General features: G+C 44.0%; 13 protein-coding genes. 5 read left to right on the forward strand and 8 right to left on the reverse strand.

Features of this window, described 5'->3' with window-relative positions:
• Positions 1 to 146 precede the first annotated feature (146 nt).
• Positions 147 to 1,169: a YihY/virulence factor BrkB family protein gene (locus PY364_RS19875; RefSeq protein ID WP_275525126.1), complete on the reverse strand. Its 1,023-nt coding sequence runs from the start codon at positions 1,167 to 1,169 to the stop codon at positions 147 to 149.
• Positions 1,170 to 1,229: 60 nt separating this feature from the next.
• Between PY364_RS19875 and PY364_RS19880 the strand changes: the two genes are divergently transcribed.
• Complete coding sequence (locus tag PY364_RS19880) at positions 1,230 to 1,805, forward strand: hypothetical protein (protein WP_275525128.1); 576 nt, start codon at positions 1,230 to 1,232, stop codon at positions 1,803 to 1,805.
• A gap of 83 nt (positions 1,806 to 1,888) precedes the next feature.
• On the opposite strand, the gene PY364_RS19885 is transcribed toward PY364_RS19880, so the two are convergent.
• The 4 genes from PY364_RS19885 to PY364_RS19900 form a co-directional block, all read right to left on the reverse strand.
• Complete coding sequence (locus PY364_RS19885) at positions 1,889 to 6,064, reverse strand: choice-of-anchor Q domain-containing protein (RefSeq protein WP_275525130.1); 4,176 nt, start codon at positions 6,062 to 6,064, stop codon at positions 1,889 to 1,891.
• 362 nt (positions 6,065 to 6,426) lie between these two features.
• Positions 6,427 to 6,564 carry a hypothetical protein gene (locus PY364_RS19890; RefSeq protein ID WP_275525132.1) on the reverse strand — a complete coding sequence of 46 codons (138 nt, stop codon included), beginning with the start codon at positions 6,562 to 6,564 and terminating at the stop codon, positions 6,427 to 6,429.
• Positions 6,565 to 6,588: 24 nt separating this feature from the next.
• Entirely contained in the window at positions 6,589 to 7,536 is a 948-nt protein-coding gene (locus tag PY364_RS19895; RefSeq protein WP_275525134.1) for an Rpn family recombination-promoting nuclease/putative transposase, read from the reverse strand.
• A 25-nt stretch (positions 7,537 to 7,561) separates the two neighbouring features.
• Complete coding sequence (locus tag PY364_RS19900; RefSeq protein ID WP_275525136.1) at positions 7,562 to 9,889, reverse strand: TIGR03032 family protein; 2,328 nt, start codon at positions 9,887 to 9,889, stop codon at positions 7,562 to 7,564.
• A gap of 25 nt (positions 9,890 to 9,914) precedes the next feature.
• Between PY364_RS19900 and rdgB the strand changes: the two genes are divergently transcribed.
• Positions 9,915 to 10,502, forward strand: coding sequence for an RdgB/HAM1 family non-canonical purine NTP pyrophosphatase (gene rdgB / locus PY364_RS19905; protein WP_275525170.1), 588 nt, complete (start codon positions 9,915 to 9,917; stop codon positions 10,500 to 10,502).
• Positions 10,503 to 10,611: 109 nt separating this feature from the next.
• Here the strand turns inward: rdgB and PY364_RS19910 are convergent, their stop codons facing one another.
• Positions 10,612 to 10,950, reverse strand: coding sequence for a P-II family nitrogen regulator (locus PY364_RS19910; RefSeq protein WP_007354934.1), 339 nt, complete (start codon positions 10,948 to 10,950; stop codon positions 10,612 to 10,614).
• 477 nt (positions 10,951 to 11,427) lie between these two features.
• Between PY364_RS19910 and PY364_RS19915 the strand changes: the two genes are divergently transcribed.
• Positions 11,428 to 12,723 carry an MFS transporter gene (locus PY364_RS19915; RefSeq protein ID WP_275525138.1) on the forward strand — a complete coding sequence of 432 codons (1,296 nt, stop codon included), beginning with the start codon at positions 11,428 to 11,430 and terminating at the stop codon, positions 12,721 to 12,723.
• Between the two features lie 394 nt (positions 12,724 to 13,117).
• Positions 13,118 to 14,434 carry a hemolysin family protein gene (locus PY364_RS19920; RefSeq protein ID WP_275525140.1) on the forward strand — a complete coding sequence of 439 codons (1,317 nt, stop codon included), beginning with the start codon at positions 13,118 to 13,120 and terminating at the stop codon, positions 14,432 to 14,434.
• Between the two features lie 105 nt (positions 14,435 to 14,539).
• Here the strand turns inward: PY364_RS19920 and PY364_RS19925 are convergent, their stop codons facing one another.
• Both PY364_RS19925 and hisD read right to left on the reverse strand, forming a co-directional pair.
• Complete coding sequence (locus PY364_RS19925; protein ID WP_275525142.1) at positions 14,540 to 14,965, reverse strand: universal stress protein; 426 nt, start codon at positions 14,963 to 14,965, stop codon at positions 14,540 to 14,542.
• The gene (gene hisD / locus PY364_RS19930; protein WP_275525144.1) at positions 14,965 to 16,278 is read right to left on the reverse strand and encodes a histidinol dehydrogenase; all 1,314 of its coding nucleotides are present in this window, start codon (positions 16,276 to 16,278) and stop codon (positions 14,965 to 14,967) included. Before hisD ends, PY364_RS19925 begins: the two co-directional genes overlap by 1 nt.
• A gap of 302 nt (positions 16,279 to 16,580) precedes the next feature.
• Here hisD and rpsT point away from each other — a divergent pair, with 302 nt between their 5' ends.
• Positions 16,581 to 16,880 carry a 30S ribosomal protein S20 gene (gene rpsT / locus PY364_RS19935; protein WP_275525146.1) on the forward strand — a complete coding sequence of 100 codons (300 nt, stop codon included), beginning with the start codon at positions 16,581 to 16,583 and terminating at the stop codon, positions 16,878 to 16,880.
• The last annotated feature ends 57 nt before the right edge of the window (positions 16,881 to 16,937 follow it).

Genomic DNA, 16,937 nt, shown 5'->3' on the forward strand with positions numbered 1-16,937 from the left:
GGGGGAGCGGGGGAGGATTTTCCCCAATTAGCAATTAGCAATTAGCAATTAGCAATTAGCAATTAGCAATTAGCAATTAGCAATTAGCAATTAGCAATTAGCAATTAGCAATTACCAATTAGCAATTAGCAATTAGCAATTAGCAATTAGCAATTACCCTTCATAGCCTTTCCCACAGTTACATTCAACTGAGCACCTAAAAGCATGACCAAAGAACTGAAATTAAGCCATAATAGCAAAATAATAAAAGTTCCAATTGTGCCGTAAGTCCAGTTATAATTGGCAAAATGGGAAACATAGAATCGCAACAAACCAGAGATTCCAGCCCAAAAAATAGCAGCTAAAATTGCTCCCGGTAAAATCGGGGTTCCTCGGTGGTGGCGACTTGGCCCATAGCGATAGATAAAGGCAAAGGCAGATGATACAATTCCTAAAGTAATTGGCCAGCGCCATAACTTCCAAATAGCTAACAAGTGCGACTCTAGGGGACAACTTTGAATTGGTAATAATTGACAATTGTAGACATCTTGTAATTCGCAATTTGATACGGCTTCCAGTAAACAACTTTGACGAGCTACAACTTGTACAATTAGATCGCTGACAAATACTACTCCGCAAGCGAGAATCAATAGCATAATTGTGCCGATACTCAACGCAATAGAAACAAGTTTTGCTTTCCAAAAAGGTCGAGTTTGAGCAGTAGGAATTTGATGGATTTGATCGAGGGCGGCCATCGCTGCACTCAAAACTCCAGAAAATGCCCAAAGTGCGCCAATAAAACTGACAGAAAATATCTCTTGGTTGCGAGTTTGGAGAATTTCTTGGATTAAGCTACGAATTAAAGTGCGAACCTGATTTGGCACTATCTCCCCTAACAGTTGCGCCATTTGATAAAGTGTTGACTGTAAGGATTCAAATAAAGCAATTGCTGCGATCGAAGCCAAAAGTGCAGGGAATAGAGCTAACATGGCATTATAGGCCATTTCAGCGGACAATCCTGGTAGGCGCTGCTGTCCGGCGCGATCGCCAACTTCCTTGATAATTGTCCAGTTTAGATGGCCAAAGAAGTTGAAAAAACGGCGCGATCGCCTAATTATGCGTCTCAGAAGCATCCAAAGCACCTGAAACATGGCTAAAATAAGGTGGCGCAAATTACGAAAAATGTTCATTATGGCTGATGTCTGATGGCACGGCAATTAGCAATTAGTAATTAGTAATTAAAAATCGATATGGCTCAGGATATCAGGCAGTGGTTAAATGAAATTAAGGCTCTGCAACAGCAGTTAGCAGAGGTTGTGCGCGATCGCGAAGCAGCTTTAGAGAGTGCGGCCCAATGGCGACAACTCTACAACACAGAAGCACAGCAGCGACGGGCGGAAGCTAAGCTAAATCAGCAAACGATCGCAGCTTTGCAAGCACAAATTCAGAAACTTCAAAGTTTCTCCTCCAGCATAGCGGATGAAAATAAGGCTGGAACTACACTCAGCCAAGAGATTGAACAATTGCAAAGCCTGGAAGAAGTGAAAGCTAAACTCATAGAAGTGCTTTTGGAACGCGATCGCGCCCGTGATGAAATCAATAACTTAGCATCCGCCCTCAAAGCAGAACAAGTTCACCACGCCGAAACTCGCAAAAGTTTAACTTCTGCCCTGGGAGATGCGGTTGATTTACTCGCCAAGGGGCAAAATGCCCGTCATGTAGAAGTCGATTTCGTCTCAGATCCAAACGATCCAAATTACTCAGTATCCGGCGAAATTCCTACTTCCAAAAATTCCTTAATTCAGCTACCACCTCTAAAATCTTAGGAAAGAAGGAAGAATGAAGAAGGATTTACTTATATTCAGATCGCTGAATAAAACAGATAGCGATCGCACTTTATATCCGCTTCCTAAATCAGCAGAAAACTAGCCGATGTAATCGCATTCTTACTCATACCAATTGTAACAGCTAACTGCTCCCCTGTCAAGAGATTTTTGATGATTGTTCCCCGATCATCCTCACTAAAATCTAACTGACTAAAACTCAAACCACCAGCTAATCCTATCAAATCTTGGCCGATGGTAAAATCACCGATAGTATCAAATCCGTGACCAGCTTTTAAGACAAAGATATCATTACCGCTACCGCCAATCAAGCTATCATTCCCCAAATCTCCATAAAGGATATCATCACCCTTTCCACCCGTGAGAGTATCATTATCTTCCCCTCCGTAAATAGTATCATTACCTTCACATCCAGCTAACACATCTGATTGTTCGTTACCACTGATTAGATCGTTACCTTCACCGCCACAGATGGTATCATTTTCCTGGTTTCCAAATAGGTAGTCATTGCCTTCACTACCCAAGATTGTATCGCTACCTTTGCCTCCATATAAAGTATCATTTTCTTTACCACCGTCGATGAAGTCATCATTTCTATTACCAAAAATGATGTCATTGCCTTCCCGGCCATTGAGAGAGTCCTTGCCTTTTCCTCCAAAGATTAAATCATCGCCCAAATCGCCGAGTATAATATCATTATTTTCATCTCCTAATAAAATGTCATTGCCGTTACCACCACTGATGAAGTCATTGCCATAATTGCCATTGAAAATGTCTTGGCTGTCACCACCATATAGGTTATCATCTCCAGATTTGCCATCAAATATATTGCCAGAGTTGCTACCAAAAAACTCATCATTTTGGGATGTACCTATTTGAAAGTTTGATACACCAAGTATGCGGTTTTCAACTGAGTTTGGTTGGTTTAAGTTGGGATATGAAATGTCGTCACAGATGCAGCTATCGTCTGGGATGTTGTTAGTTATTGGTGTGGGAGTTGGTGTTACCGATGGAGTTGGTGTCGGAGTTACCGATGGTATTGGTGTCGGAATTGGTGTTACCGATGGAGTTACCGATGGTATTGGTGTCGGAGTTGGAGTTACAGATGGAATTGGTGTCGGAGTTGCTGATGGAATTGGTGTCGGAGTTGCTGATGGAATTGGTGTCGGAGTTGCTGTAGGAATTGGTGTGGGAGTTGCTGATGGTATTGGTGTGGGAATTGGTGTAGGAGTTGGTGTCGGAGTTACTGATGGTATTGGTGTGGGAATTGGTGTGGGAATTGGTGTCGGAGTTACTGATGGTATTGGTGTGGGAGTTGCTGTAGGAATTGGTGTGGGAGTTACTGATGGTATTGGTGTGGGAATTGGTGTGGGAATTGGTGTAGGAGTTACCGATGGTGTCGGAGTTACTGATGGAGTCGGTGTTGGCGTTGGTGTTGCTACATCGTTATCAGTAATATTCGCTGTTACTGGGGTAATAGTAATCGCGTTGTAGTTAGTATCGGTGCTAGTTGCTGCGTAACTAATCGTGCTAGTATGATTCCCTTCAAGTAGGTTATCATCTACGGCTGTAACTGTGACTGTTTGCGCTACATTCCAATTAGCGGAAGTGAAAGTTAAACTATTGACACTACTGGTACTTTGACTGTCAGAATTAATGGCAATTGTGACATCATTTGTGGGTTGACTGTTTAATACGACTGTGTAACTATCAGTTGCGCCGCCTTCGGTGATATCTGTACTATTCCCAGATTGAGAAATGGTGACACCGGCTACATCGTTATCAGTAATATCAATATTTTGAGTAGTCGTGCTGCCTAATACAATACCAGAACTCGGATTACTAATAGTTAATGTGGCGGTTTCTGTTCCTTCTACTAAAGCATCATCGACAATAGTAAAGGTGGTAGTGCCTGTAGTTTGTCCGCTAGGAATGGTAATGTTAGTATTAGCGAGATTGTAATCTCCGGCGGTGATGTTAGTTCCTGAAATGCCTAAATCAACGGTTTGATTGCTAGAAACTGCACTAGAAGCTGTGGCGGTGACGGTAATTATTGTTGTTCCTACTTCAGTTCCCGAATTGCTACTAACTGATAAGTTGACAGTTGGTGCATCAACTGTTGTTGTAACTGCGGTGGCTGTGTTATTAGTTTCATCACTTTCTGTAATTGTATTATTTGGATCGACAACTGCTGTACCACTGGTAAGAGTTCCTGCACTATTCGGGGTGACATCTAAAGTCAGAGTGGCATTACTACTGGCACTGATGCTACCGCCTGTAAATTTAGCAATTCCACCTGTGGTTCCCGCGTAGGTGAAACCGTTAGAAAGGGTGGGAGTTCCTACTATAGAAAGTCCTGTGGGTAAGGTAAATTCTGCATCTACCCCTGTGGCATCAGCATTGCCAGTATTGTTAACAGTAAGAGTGTAGGTGAGGGGATTTCCTAATATTACTGGATCGGGGGAATCTGATAAGGTAATATTTAGGTCTAAGCTGTCATCATTTTGAATATTACCCGTAGCTGTATCTGTGGAAATAGTTGTTCCTGATGATGGATTAGAAAGTGTAACTGTAAAGTCTTCGTCCGGTTCAACAGTGTTATCACCTGAAACGGGAATAGTGATAGTTTGAGTAGTATCTCCGGCATTAAAGGTGACAGTACCAGAGGGGAAAGTGCCACCGAAGTCTGTCGCATCACTGGGGTTGGCTCCACTAGCAGTTACGGTATAATTTGCTGTGCTGGTAATGCTAGTATTGAGTGTTCTAGTAACAGTAAAAGTAAAGTTAGTAGTACCAGTGTTACCTTCAGGTTGGGTGCTGTTGGCTGTGCTAATGGCAAGGTCACTGAATTGTTGTAATTCATAGGCTCCGATGTCGGTAGCGGAACCAAGTGTACGGGGGAAACCTGTACCGCGTTGGTCTGTGGTGAGACTATTAGGATTAGTGCCTGCGTCGATGGCGGGACTACCAACAATTAAGGCGTGAGTTTGGGTGGGGCCGCCATTATTAGTTAAAGCGGCTAATTGGGGATTGACAGGGGTAGCAAACGTGCCGACGATGTTGCCGTTTGTGCCGTTGACGAAATTGGTGCTACCTTGATCGATACCAATTAGGTTATTGCCTTGATCGGTGAAAGAATTGCTAGAAACATCTGGATTAATAGTTCCCGACCCCGCATTGTTGGGTGTGTCAAAGTTCCCCGCCACAATGGTGTTTTGGACGTTGACAGTGCCATTCTTTCCAAAAATCCCGCCCCCATCGCCTGTGCCGTCATTGTCACTGTCCGCCGTGTTGTTGGTAATTGTGCTGCTGGTCAGGTTGATTGTGCCATTGTAGTTGTAGATTCCGCCGCTGTTGCCAGAAGTTGAATTGCCGCTGAGGGTGCTATTACTCAGGGTAGCTGTGCCGTTGACGTTGACGATCCCGCCAGCGACACTAGCCGAATTGCCGCTGAGGGTGCTGTTACTCAGGGTAGCTGTGCCGAAGAAGTTGACGATCCCGCCACCGCCTCTAGCCGAATTGCCGCTGAGGGTGCTATTGGTCAGGGTAGCTGTACTGGCGTTGAAGATCCCACCGCCGTTGAATTTAGCCAAATTGCCGCTGATGGTACTATTAGTGACGGTGAAATTGGCACCGATTTTGTTATAGATTCCGCCGCCGTTGCTATCAGAAGATGAATTACCACTGACGGTGCTGTTAGTTATGGTGGCTGTGCCGTTGTTGTTGATCCCACCGCCGTTGAATTTAACCGAATTGCCGCTGATGATGCTATTAGTTATGCTGGCTGTGCCTTTGTTGTGGATTCCGCTGCCAAAATTCGCTGAATTGCCGCTAACGGTGCTGTTGCTCAAATTCAGGGTGCTGCCATTTCCCACATTAATCCCGCCACCAGTGCCACTGGTGCTGCCATTAGCAATAGTGATGCTGTCAATATTTACTGTTGTCCCCGCACCGGAAATATTAAATACCTGCACGGCATTGTCACCGCTAACGGTTAAATTACTTGCGCCTTGCCCGTTGATACTGACTGAATCGGTGATACTTAGACTGCTGGCAAGAGCGATCGTACCGCTGATGCCGGTCAGGTCGATCGCATCTGCACCAGTAGTGTTATTGGCAGCTAAAATTGCCTCTCGCAAGCTGATTTTGCTGTCAGCGCCAGGACTAGCAATTAGGTTCGCAATACTGGTAGTATCTCCATCTGTTGTGTCGTTGGTGGTTGTGACGCTAACTGCGGCCATAGTTACCTCTCAGAGATTCAGGTTGTAATCTATGCGTTAATTTATTGCACTATAAAAAAATTTATAACTTGCTACTTTCTGGTGGCGCTAGTCAAAATGCGAAAGATTTGTTTCGCAAAATAGCTACAGGACTTATGTAACTGATACATATATTAGGGAAAATTAGAAGTTTAAACCCTTGATAGTCGTTGTCAAAACTCGTCTGACACACTCTACAATTTGATTTAAGTACAACAGTTTGGCAGGTTTTGTTTAAGCTAAATCAGCACTTACCCACGCTCGATCAAAAACCCGGTTTCTGCGTCAATATTTCTCGAAAAAAGCTATAAATTTGGTAAGAAACCGGGTTTTTTTCGTAAGTCCTATAAATTTTGTCCGAGTCCCGTTAACTCATTTAAGACTTCAGCAACGCGATTAAACACTTCCACCCAATCTCGCGGTTGCGATTGCCGAAATAATCGCATGGTAGGATACCAAGGAGTATCATTTCTTTCTAACATCCACCGCCAATCAGGACTGTTTACTCAAACACAACCTTGCAGCCAACTTAACAAATCTTCAACACTTCCCAAGTCAAAAATTGCCTCTGCCAAATTCTCTAATTGATCGCCGCGTAACTGCCGGATGCTAGTTTGAATCTCCGGCGAAATTTCACCAATCCGCCGTGCAATTACACGCAATATTAATTCTAATTGCCCTTCAATTCTCCCTTCAATTCTCCCTTCAATTCTCCCTTCAAGTCTGCCTTGAGTTATGCCCAATTCTATCCCTTTAATAATCGCACCACGCTGATCTTCAACAAACATCTCCCTCTTTTCCAATTCTTCCAATTCCTTCAAGCTTAAATTCGCTTTATTGGCAATCTCAAAGGCTGTTTGCATTGCGGGAATTGATGCCAATACCTCTGGTACTTCCTCCAATTGGGGAGAATTTTTGAGAAAATATGCCCAGCTTTGGCTTAAATTCTCAATCTCTTCCAACTCTTTCGTAAACTTAGGTAATTCCACAAAAACTAACTCTATTTCTCTCTCTACATATTCAAACTTTTCTTCGATTTCCTGGAAAACAAAATGAGTCAAAAATTTCTCAGTATTTTCAAACAAAATAAAATCTGTAATTGTCAAAGCAATCAAAGGATTTAACTTTGAGTATCCCTCCCTGGGTTTGAGTTGAGTTGCATAGGTTTTCGCGGCATTATACACCACTCGCTTAGTAAAAGCTGCAACATTAAGTACCTGCATTTCAATAATTACAGTTTTATTGCCTGTAATTTTAGCCTTAACATCCAGATAAGTATCTTTTAACCCAGTCACACTCGGCGCGGCATAAGGATCGATAATTTCCAAATCTTCAATCGTTGACTCGCCATCATACAGCATCGCATTAAGAAAGCTGATCAAAACTTCTTTGCTCTGAGGAGAAGCAAAGATTTTTTTGAATCCAAAATCGGTTTTAGCACTGATAAATTGCATAGTAGGATTTGATTGAGAGGATATTTTATATTTCAGATATTATACCATTTTGAAGAAATGCTTCAGCAACGCGATTAAACACTTCCACCCAATCTCGCGGTTGCGATTGCCGAAATAATCGCATGGTAGGATACCAAGGAGTATCATTTCTTTCTAACATCCACCGCCAATCAGGACTATAGCATAGTAAAGTCCAAACTGGCTTACCTAATGCACCAGCTAAGTGAGCAACGGAAGTATCCACAGTAATTACTAAATCTAATTGCGCGATCGCTCTTGCCGTATCTCCATAATCTCTCAGATAATAGCTTAAATCGCAGACATTAAATTCTTGCAATTTTGCTACATCTGTCGGTTTAGTGACTTTTTGCAAGCTAAAGAAATCAATATTTCTCATATTCAAAATAGGTGCGAAATCATCTAATTGACAAGAACGATTGCGATCGTTTTTATGAGTATGACTCCCACACCAAACAATCCCTAATTTTAATTTATTATACTGAGATGAATGCAGGATTGGGAAAACAACGTTTTGCTCCCTTGCTTCTAAATAGGGAATTTGAGCAGGGATTGTATCTAAAGTTGTACCCAGAATATGAGGTAAGCTCATTAATGGAGCATAAACATCAAACTCTGATGTCGCAATATCTCCCGGCGGAATCATCTTGTCAATGTGAGGAATGGTAGCAAATAAAGGCATTAAATCGGGAATGCAAACTAAAATAATGCGACAGTTCCTTTCAGCTACTAGGGGAATATAGCGAATAAATTGAATTGCATCTCCCGAACCTTGTTCGGTATGAATCAGAATAGTTTTGCCGCTTAAATCGCTACCATCCCACAAAGGTTGAGGACAAATAAATGGTGTAAAGTTATTCGTTTGCCATCTCCACTCACTTTCGGCAAAGCCTTGGGTATATTCTCCCATTTGTAATAATGCCATGCCTAAGTTAAAATGTGCATCAGGAAATTGGTAGCGAATAGCAATTGCTTTTTGATAATATTCTATCGCTTGATTTAATCTATGTTCGTGCTGGGAAATTATACCCAGATTATTGTAAGCTTCTGCATGATTAGGATCTCTAGCAATGACTTGTTCTAATTCAATAATTGCCTCTTCCCATTGTTCTTGTTCTAAATAAACCACTCCTAAGTTATACCGTGCCATCAAATAATCTGGCTTAAGTTCTAGGCATTTCTGATATTGCTGCATTGCAGCTTCCAGGTTGCCTTGATTGTAGGCATCATTGCCCAAATTCAGTAAATATTCAGTATCTTCTGGTTGTAGAATCTTCTCAGTTAATTCTACTTCTTGAAGTGCTGCATCGGGTAAAATATAAGTTGTACCTAAAAGTTGCTCGTCCCAGTTAATGACTTCGGGAAATAGAAAGCCAGGAATAATCCCAATAGCAAATATTTCTTGTACGCCATCTTCAAATCTTAAAAAAGCAATAATTTCACCAGTGTTAATATTAACTACCCACACGCCACAATTGCGTTCCGTGAGACTTTTGGTAATTGGTAATCCACTAAAAACGGCGGTTTCTCTAATTTGTGAAAGTCCAATAAATGCTAAATTTTCCCAGAAAGCTAAACCGCGAGTGAAACCTGGAACTTGAGCAACTGCGGTTAATTTTCCTGAAGTTAAGTCAACTTTAGCTAAGCTACCATTGCCTGATTCTAATACCCAAAGTTCCTCCCGATACCAGCGAGGAGAATGAGGCATAGATAAACCGCGACAGATGATTTCATTACTGGGAATATCAATGAGAATCCCCCCATTGGTTTTGTTTTTTCGCCACCCGGCGGCTTCGTTTGTTTCGCCTAATGCTGTAATATATTGTGGTTGATTATTGCGGATGCTTAAACCGTTAAGATGACAGCGATCGCTTAAATCGTAAGCATTAATAAAATTGGGCCGCCATCGGGGTACAAAACTGTGAGTTTTATCTAAGGTACACAAACAGGAAAAACGGGTATTAATAAACCAAAGTTCATCATTTGTATAAGCCATTTCGTGAATGTCAATATCTCCAGTAATATGAGTGCGGCGCGGGAGATAACAAGCATCATGTTTGCCAAGGGGTTCTAGCTTTGGCGCGACGGCTGGGACGTTGCGAAGTTCGATAATTTGGTAAGCTGTACCAAGGGCTAATTTTTCGCGATCTACTGCTAAACCCATTGGGCGATCGAAGGTTCTAAAATGGGTATTTATGCTATTATTGTCAGCACGTAGAACTATTAACTTGCCTGCTTGGTAAGTGGAAACAACTAGAGAAATACCCAGTTGAGTTAAAATATTGGGGAAATTAGTTGTATGAACGCTGGTTAAGGGGATATCTTGGGTATTCATATGACCAATGAACAATTACCTACAGATGATTAATAAAAAATTGTTACTTGTCGCCACCAGTAATCCTGGGAAAGTCAAAGAAATGTTAGAATATCTCGCAGACTTTGGCTGGGAATTGCAACTTAAACCAGATGAATTGGAAATAGAAGAAACAGGCGATACCTTCATCGCCAATGCTTGCCTCAAAGCCTCCGAAGTTGCAAAAGCTACAGGGAAATGGGCGATCGCAGATGATTCAGGCTTGACAGTAGACGCACTTAATGGTAGACCTGGGATATATTCGGCTCGCTATGGCAAAACAGACAGCGATCGCATCGAGCGATTATTAACAGAATTAGGAAACGAACAGAACCGAAAAGCTCAATTCGTATGTGCGATCGCGGTCGCCAGTCCCCACGGCGCGATCGCGATCGAAGTTGAAGGAAAATGCGATGGTGAAATCTTGTATAATCCCAAAGGTAGCAGCGGATTCGGATACGATCCTATTTTCTACGTACCAACCCAACAGAAAACCTTTGCAGAAATGACCCCCGAAGAGAAGCGATCGCACTCCCATCGAGGTCAAGCATTCCAGATCCTTTTACCGCAACTCGATAGAATTGCGATCGTTTAGCAAGGAAGAAGGAGAGGGGGAGGATGGGGAGGATGGGGGAGATGAGGAGAATTACGGACTAAGGGGAGAGGGTCAATTTCCGTCTTCCCGCCCCCCCGCCCCCCCTCTGTTAGATAGCTTCCTGGTTCTTTTCCCCAGTCCGAATGCGGATAATTTGCTCAACGGGAGAGATAAAAATCTTGCCGTCGCCGATCTCGCCAGTGCGGGAGGCAGCGATAATTTTATCAACCACCATATCAACCTGATCGTTTTCCACAACAATCTCAACCTTGAGTTTTTGCAGGAACTCAACCGTATACTCAGAACCCCGATAGCGTTCAGTTTGGCCCTTCTGACGGCCAAAACCTCTAACTTCAGAAACGGTCATTCCCACAATGCCAGCATTGACGAGCGCGATTTTCACTTCGTCAAGTTTAAACGGCCGAATAATAGCTTCTACTTTTTTCAAGTTCTTCACTCCTAACTCTTAATTTCCTAGTTTATGGCTTAGTGAGCACGACACCTCTTGATATCACCGCCACCAGAGATGATTTTGTAACATATAATACCTTATGTCTAGTTTGCCGTGAAAAATGGGTTTACTTTTTCCAGTAACTAGGTGGACAGAAATAAACGCTATAACTTTTAGGGTGGGCGCAAGCCTAAACCATCTATAGCCATGTGAATCACATCGCTTTTTAAGGGGGCGATCGCCCACCCTACATTTAATTGTGTCCATCTGCTTAACGACCTATTTGCGAAAGCAGCCACAATAGCGCCTACCTTCAGGCTAGAGTAAGAAAGTGGCAGCCTACCCTATTTGCCCTGACAAAAAAATAGAGGAAAAAGGACAAACCAGCTTTCCCGCCCTCCCTGTCTACAGTGTCAGACTTGCGTATATTTCTTTTAACCATAACTGCCGCAGGCGGTCAGCTAAACTATCGCTATGCACCCAGCCAGCCCTCCCCCTGATAGCACGGGTTTTAACGCCCTGCTGAAAAACCGTCCCTTCCTTGCTTTGTGGATTGGCCAGCTTTTTGCACAAGTAGCGGATAAGGTTTTCTATGTATTGCTAATTATCTTGCTAGAAGCCGGCGACTATCGCCCCTGGTATAGCATGGAACATTCTGATAATTCCATGCGATCGGCGATCATGGTAGCCTTCACAGTACCAGCGATTTTATTTGGCTCAGCAGCGGGAATTTTCGTTGACAGATTCTCTAAAAAGCAAATGTTGCTAGGCTGCAACCTGATTCGAGCCTTTCTAATCATGGCACTGCCTTTTTTGCCGAAAGCCTTTATCATCCTGTTGGTGATTACTTTTCTAGTTTCCACTGTCACCCAATTTTTCGCCCCAGCCGAACAGGCCGCTATCCCCCTAGTAGTGCCGAAAAAAGGATTAATGACCGCCAATAACCTCTTCGCCTCATCCACAATGGGAGGTATAATTGTCGGCATGACCATTGGCGAACCTCTACTAAGTTTTTCAAAAGATACCGTAGGTGAAAGTGCTCAAGAGTTCTTGCTGGGAGGAGTTTACCTAGTTTCTGCGGTTTTGATTTATCTGATGCAGGTAAAAGAAACTGAAGCATCGCCTCACGCAGTGTTAATTCATCCCCTGCATGACTTAAAAGAAGGCTTACGATATCTCAAGCAAAACCGCCTTGTTAGCAACGCAATGGTACAGTTGACGATTTTGTATTCTGTATTTGCCTCCTTACAAGTGTTAGCAATTTCTCTCTCTGGCAAAATTGGTCTCAAAGAAACTCAATTTGGCTTTGTGCTGGCGGCGGCGGGAGTGGGTATGGTCTTCGGTGCAGGTTTGTTAGGGCATTTTTCAGACCGCTTGCACAATAAGCCTCTGCCTTTGATTGGTTTTTTGATGATGGGTTTTGTTTTAGGGATGTTTGCCTTTACCAGGTATTTATGGCTGGGATTGAGTCTGAGTGGTTTGTTTGGCTTGGGCGCTTCTTTGATTAACGGCCCGATGCAAGCCTTAATTCAAGAAAAGACCCCGGAATCTATGCGAGGTAAGGTTTTTGGCTTTCAGAATAATGCGATTAATATTGCTTTAAGCCTTCCTCTAGCTATTACTGGCCCACTGACGGATGCCGTTGGTAAAGCTGTGGGTTCGGAGGATTTGGGTTTGCGCGTCGTGCTTTTGAGCCTGGGGCTTTTGGTTGCCCTTATGGGTGCGGCAGCTTGGCACAATACTCGTGATGTTTTGCAGGATAGCGTGTGAGCAAAGAAACAAAGAAATAAGCCGTATTTTCTATCACTTATTCCGCAATCCCTAGGTAGCGCAAACAGGTAGAACGGAAAAGTTAAATTTTAAAACGCTCTTTTAGGGCGTTTTTTTGGTTTTCGATCGCAAGCCCTAAGAGAATTTCCAAAGATTGCCAACTGTCACAGTGACAGTTGAACCGGGTAGGCTACGGACGTATTTTTGGGTGGGAAGGTTAAAGCCGTCCTAGCGGACAAGAAAAATACTAGAATCACTAGATGGTTAAGATAGATGGATAAATAAATGAGTTCGCTTACCCAGAAAAAGCTGAAAATAAACAGTCTCAAAGACGTTTTACTGGAAGTGTACTAGAAAAACCTATATTAAATGGCTAAAGGTATTGATATTAAGCATGAGTATTGACATTCTGATTGTTCTGCTACTGATTGCCCTCAATGGACTGTTTGTGATGTCAGAGATGGCCATCGTCTCGGTACGGAAGGTGCGACTGCAACAGATGGCTAACTCTGGCTCGAAAAAAGCCCGCGTGGCGCTGGATTTGGCTAATGCCCCGAATCAGTTTTTGCCGACTGTTCAAATTGGGATCACGCTACTCGCGATCGTCTCTGGTGCCTTCGGCGAAACTACTTTCTCTAAGAGGGTAGAGCCGATTTTCCATCAGATACCCTTTCTTGCGCCCTACAGCCAGCCAATTTCGACTGCGATCGCAATTTTGCTGATCACCTATCTAACGCTGATTATTGGCGAATTAGTGCCAAAGCGACTGGCTTTGAACAACCCAGAACCGATCGCCGCATTAGTTGCTATTCCCATGCGAATGCTTTCAAAGATTGGTTCTCCTGTGGTTAGCTTGTTAAGCTACTCAACTGATTTGGTACTGCGGCTGTTGGGGATTACGCCGTCTACGGAACCACAAGTTACGGAAGAAGAGATTAAGGTTTTAATCGAGCAAGGTACTGAAGCAGGAACCTTTGAAGAAGCAGAACAAGATATGGTTCAAAGGGTATTTCGTTTAGGCGATCGCAGAGTTAGCGCCCTAATGACCCCTAGACCAGATATTATTTGGCTAGATTTAGAGGATACAGGGGAAGAAAATCGCCAGAAAATGCTCGATAGCGCCCATTCCCGCTTTCCCGTTTGTCAAGGCGGCCTCGACAATGTTATCGGTTTAATTCACGTTACTGATTTATTGTCCCGCAGTTTAGCAGGTCAAGCTCTTGATTTGACAGCACAATTAAGACGACCCCTTTTTGTACCAGAAAGTACGCGGGGCTTAAAAGTTTTAGAGCTTTTCAAGCAATTTAGCAATCACATTGCCTTAGTTGTTGATGAATACGGTGTCATTCAAGGATTGGTTACACTCAACGATATTTTAGTCGAACTCGTCGGTGACATTCCCTCTGTCGAAGATGAAGATGAACCCCAAGCTGTACAACGAGAAGATGGTTCTTGGCTTTTGGATGGAATGTTACCAGTAGAAGAGTTTTTTGAGCTTTTTAATATTGAAGAATTATCTCCAGATCAGAGAGGTAGCTATCATACAATGGGTGGTTTTGTAATCACAAATTTGGGTCGCATCCCTTCTGCTGCGGAGCATTTTGAATGGAATGGATTGCGCCTTGAAGTTGTAGATATGGACGGCAACCGAGTTGACAAAGTGTTAGTAATGCCTATGCCGTTAACTTCAGATGAACCGCAAACTGAATAATTATTTTTAATTGGTAATTGGTAATTGGTAATTGGTAATTGGTAATTGGTAATTGGTAATTGCTACCTTCCCCATCTCCCCTGCTCCCCCTCTCCCCCATCTCCCTCAAATCCCCTTAACTACCAGCACCGAACAAGTAGCATCCGCCACCACCTGAGAACTGACCGAACCCTCCAAAATTCGCTTCAAACCCGTTAACCCCCTACTCCCAATCACAATTAAATCAGCCTTATAAATATTAGCCAAACGCACAATTTCTTCCGCCACATCTCCTGCTACAATCTCTACCTCACTCTTGCAAGGTAACTTCTCCCGATAAGATTGCAGCAGCTTTTCAATGTGTCGATAGGGTAGTTCCTCAGAATTAAAATGAGGCTTGTCAGCAATCAATTCAAACTCAGACCCCGCAGAAGAAACCACATGAGAGAGAATAACTTTTGTCTCTGGTTCTAGCCGAAATTGGTGTACAGCTACCATTACCTGCTCTATAGATTGCGAACCGTCAAGAGCCACCAAAATATTCTTAAACACTAAAATTCCTCATCCCCGATATTTTCAGTCCGCAGCCGCACCGAGTCAGCGTGAGAAGGCAAACCCTCTGCTTTCGCTAAAGCATTTATAGTTTTAGCTACTTTTTGCAGCGCCGTCGGCGAGTATTGAATCAAGCTGGAGTGTTTCATAAACGTTTCCACTCCCAGTGGTGAGGCGTAGCGGGCGGCCCCCGAAGTGGGTAGCGTGTGATTTGGCCCCGCTAAATAGTCTCCCACAGCTTCCGGCGTGGAGCAACCTAAGAAAATTGCTCCTGCGTGGCGGATTTGCTCAAGCAGAGCCCAAGGATCGGCAACTTCCAGCTCTAAGTGTTCGGGAGCGAACTCGTTAGATAGTTCTGCCGCAGCTTTCAGGGAGTCCACTACTACTACTAAACCGTAATTTGCGATCGCCTTTTCAGTTAAAGTCCGGCGCGGGTGTTCCGCCAACTGTCGATCTACTTCTGTCACCACCTTTCTCGCCAATACCGAGTCTGTGGTTAGTAAAATCGCCGCCGCCATTGAATCGTGTTCAGCTTGGGCCAACATATCTGCTGCCACATACACGGGATTTGCAGAACCGTCGGCGATAATCAACACTTCTGACGGCCCCGCCAAAGTGTCAATACCTACAGTCCCGTAGACCAGCTTCTTCGCCAGAGTTACATAAATATTGCCGGGGCCAGTGATTAAGTCTACCTTGGGGATACTGTCTGTACCGTAGGCCAAAGCTGCGATCGCTTGCGCTCCTCCCACCCGATAAATTTCCTCAATTCCGGCTTCCTGGGCCGCCACTAGCACCGCAGGATTGATCTTTTTCTCCGGCCCTGGGGGAGTACACATCACAATGCGCGGTACCTTAGCCACCTTAGCTGGCACAGCATTCATCAGCACCGTACTAGGATAAGCCGCCTGTCCCCCAGGAACGTAAAGCCCAGCCCGGTCTACAGGTGTGTAGCGCTTACCCAAAACTACCTCGTCTTCCCCAAACTGCACCCATGATTTAGGGATGCGCTGTCGGTGAAAAGCTTCGATCTGTTGGCAAGCCAAGCGGATTGCATCTAATAATTCTTTGGATACTTGCTGGTAGGCCGCGTCCAATTCGGAGCCGCTTACCCGTAAGTCTTCGACATTCAGGGAAAGATGGTCGAATTCAGCCGTGTAGTGCAGCAGAGCCCTGTCGCCTTTACGCTTTACGGCTTGCAGCACTTCCCGCACCGTTGCCTCTTTATGAACAACCAAGTCGTCGTGGGTGCGATCGCAGATTCGTCGCAGTTCAGCTTGTGCTTCAACCCACTGAGTTATGATTCGCAGCATGGAGATTAGGAATGCCTACCGTAGGAATTGCCCGCCAAAAGAGCGGGGGAGCAGGGGGAGGGGGAGGGCGGAGCGGAGGCGGAGCCGGGGGAGAGGGAGCGGGGAGATTTTTTCACCCCTGCTCCTGTGCTCAAGAGCGCCCCTGCTCAAGAGCGCCCCTGCTCCTCTACTAACCCTTAATCCTTGTTATAGCTTAACCTAGATTTTTTGGGGAATCGCGATTTTATGAGAATAGATGTTATATTAGTTTGTCCGGTACTTTGTATTTTTAATTCAATACCAGCCAGAAATCACTGCCGACTATGCCCAATATTAAGTCCGCCATCAAACGAGTCGAAATCGCCGAGCGCAACCGACTTCAAAACAAAGCCTACAAGTCTGCTGTCAAAACTCTGATGAAGAAATATTTGGCAGCCGTTGACACCTACGCCGCCGCTCCCACTCCCGAATCAATGGAGCAAGTACAGCAGCGGATGTCAGAGGCTTTTAGCAAAATTGACAAAGCTGTAAAGCGCGGCGTGCTACACCGCAATAATGGCGATCGCAAAAAATCTCGCTTGGCTAAGGCTCTCAAACGCAAGCAGCCCCCAGTTGCTAGTTAAAAATTAAAAATTAAAAATTAAAAAATGATAAGCTTCATTTTTGGTTTTGCATTTTTA

Source organism: Kamptonema sp. UHCC 0994, assembly GCF_029167235.1.
Taxonomy (GTDB): Bacteria; Cyanobacteriota; Cyanobacteriia; order Cyanobacteriales; family Microcoleaceae; genus Kamptonema.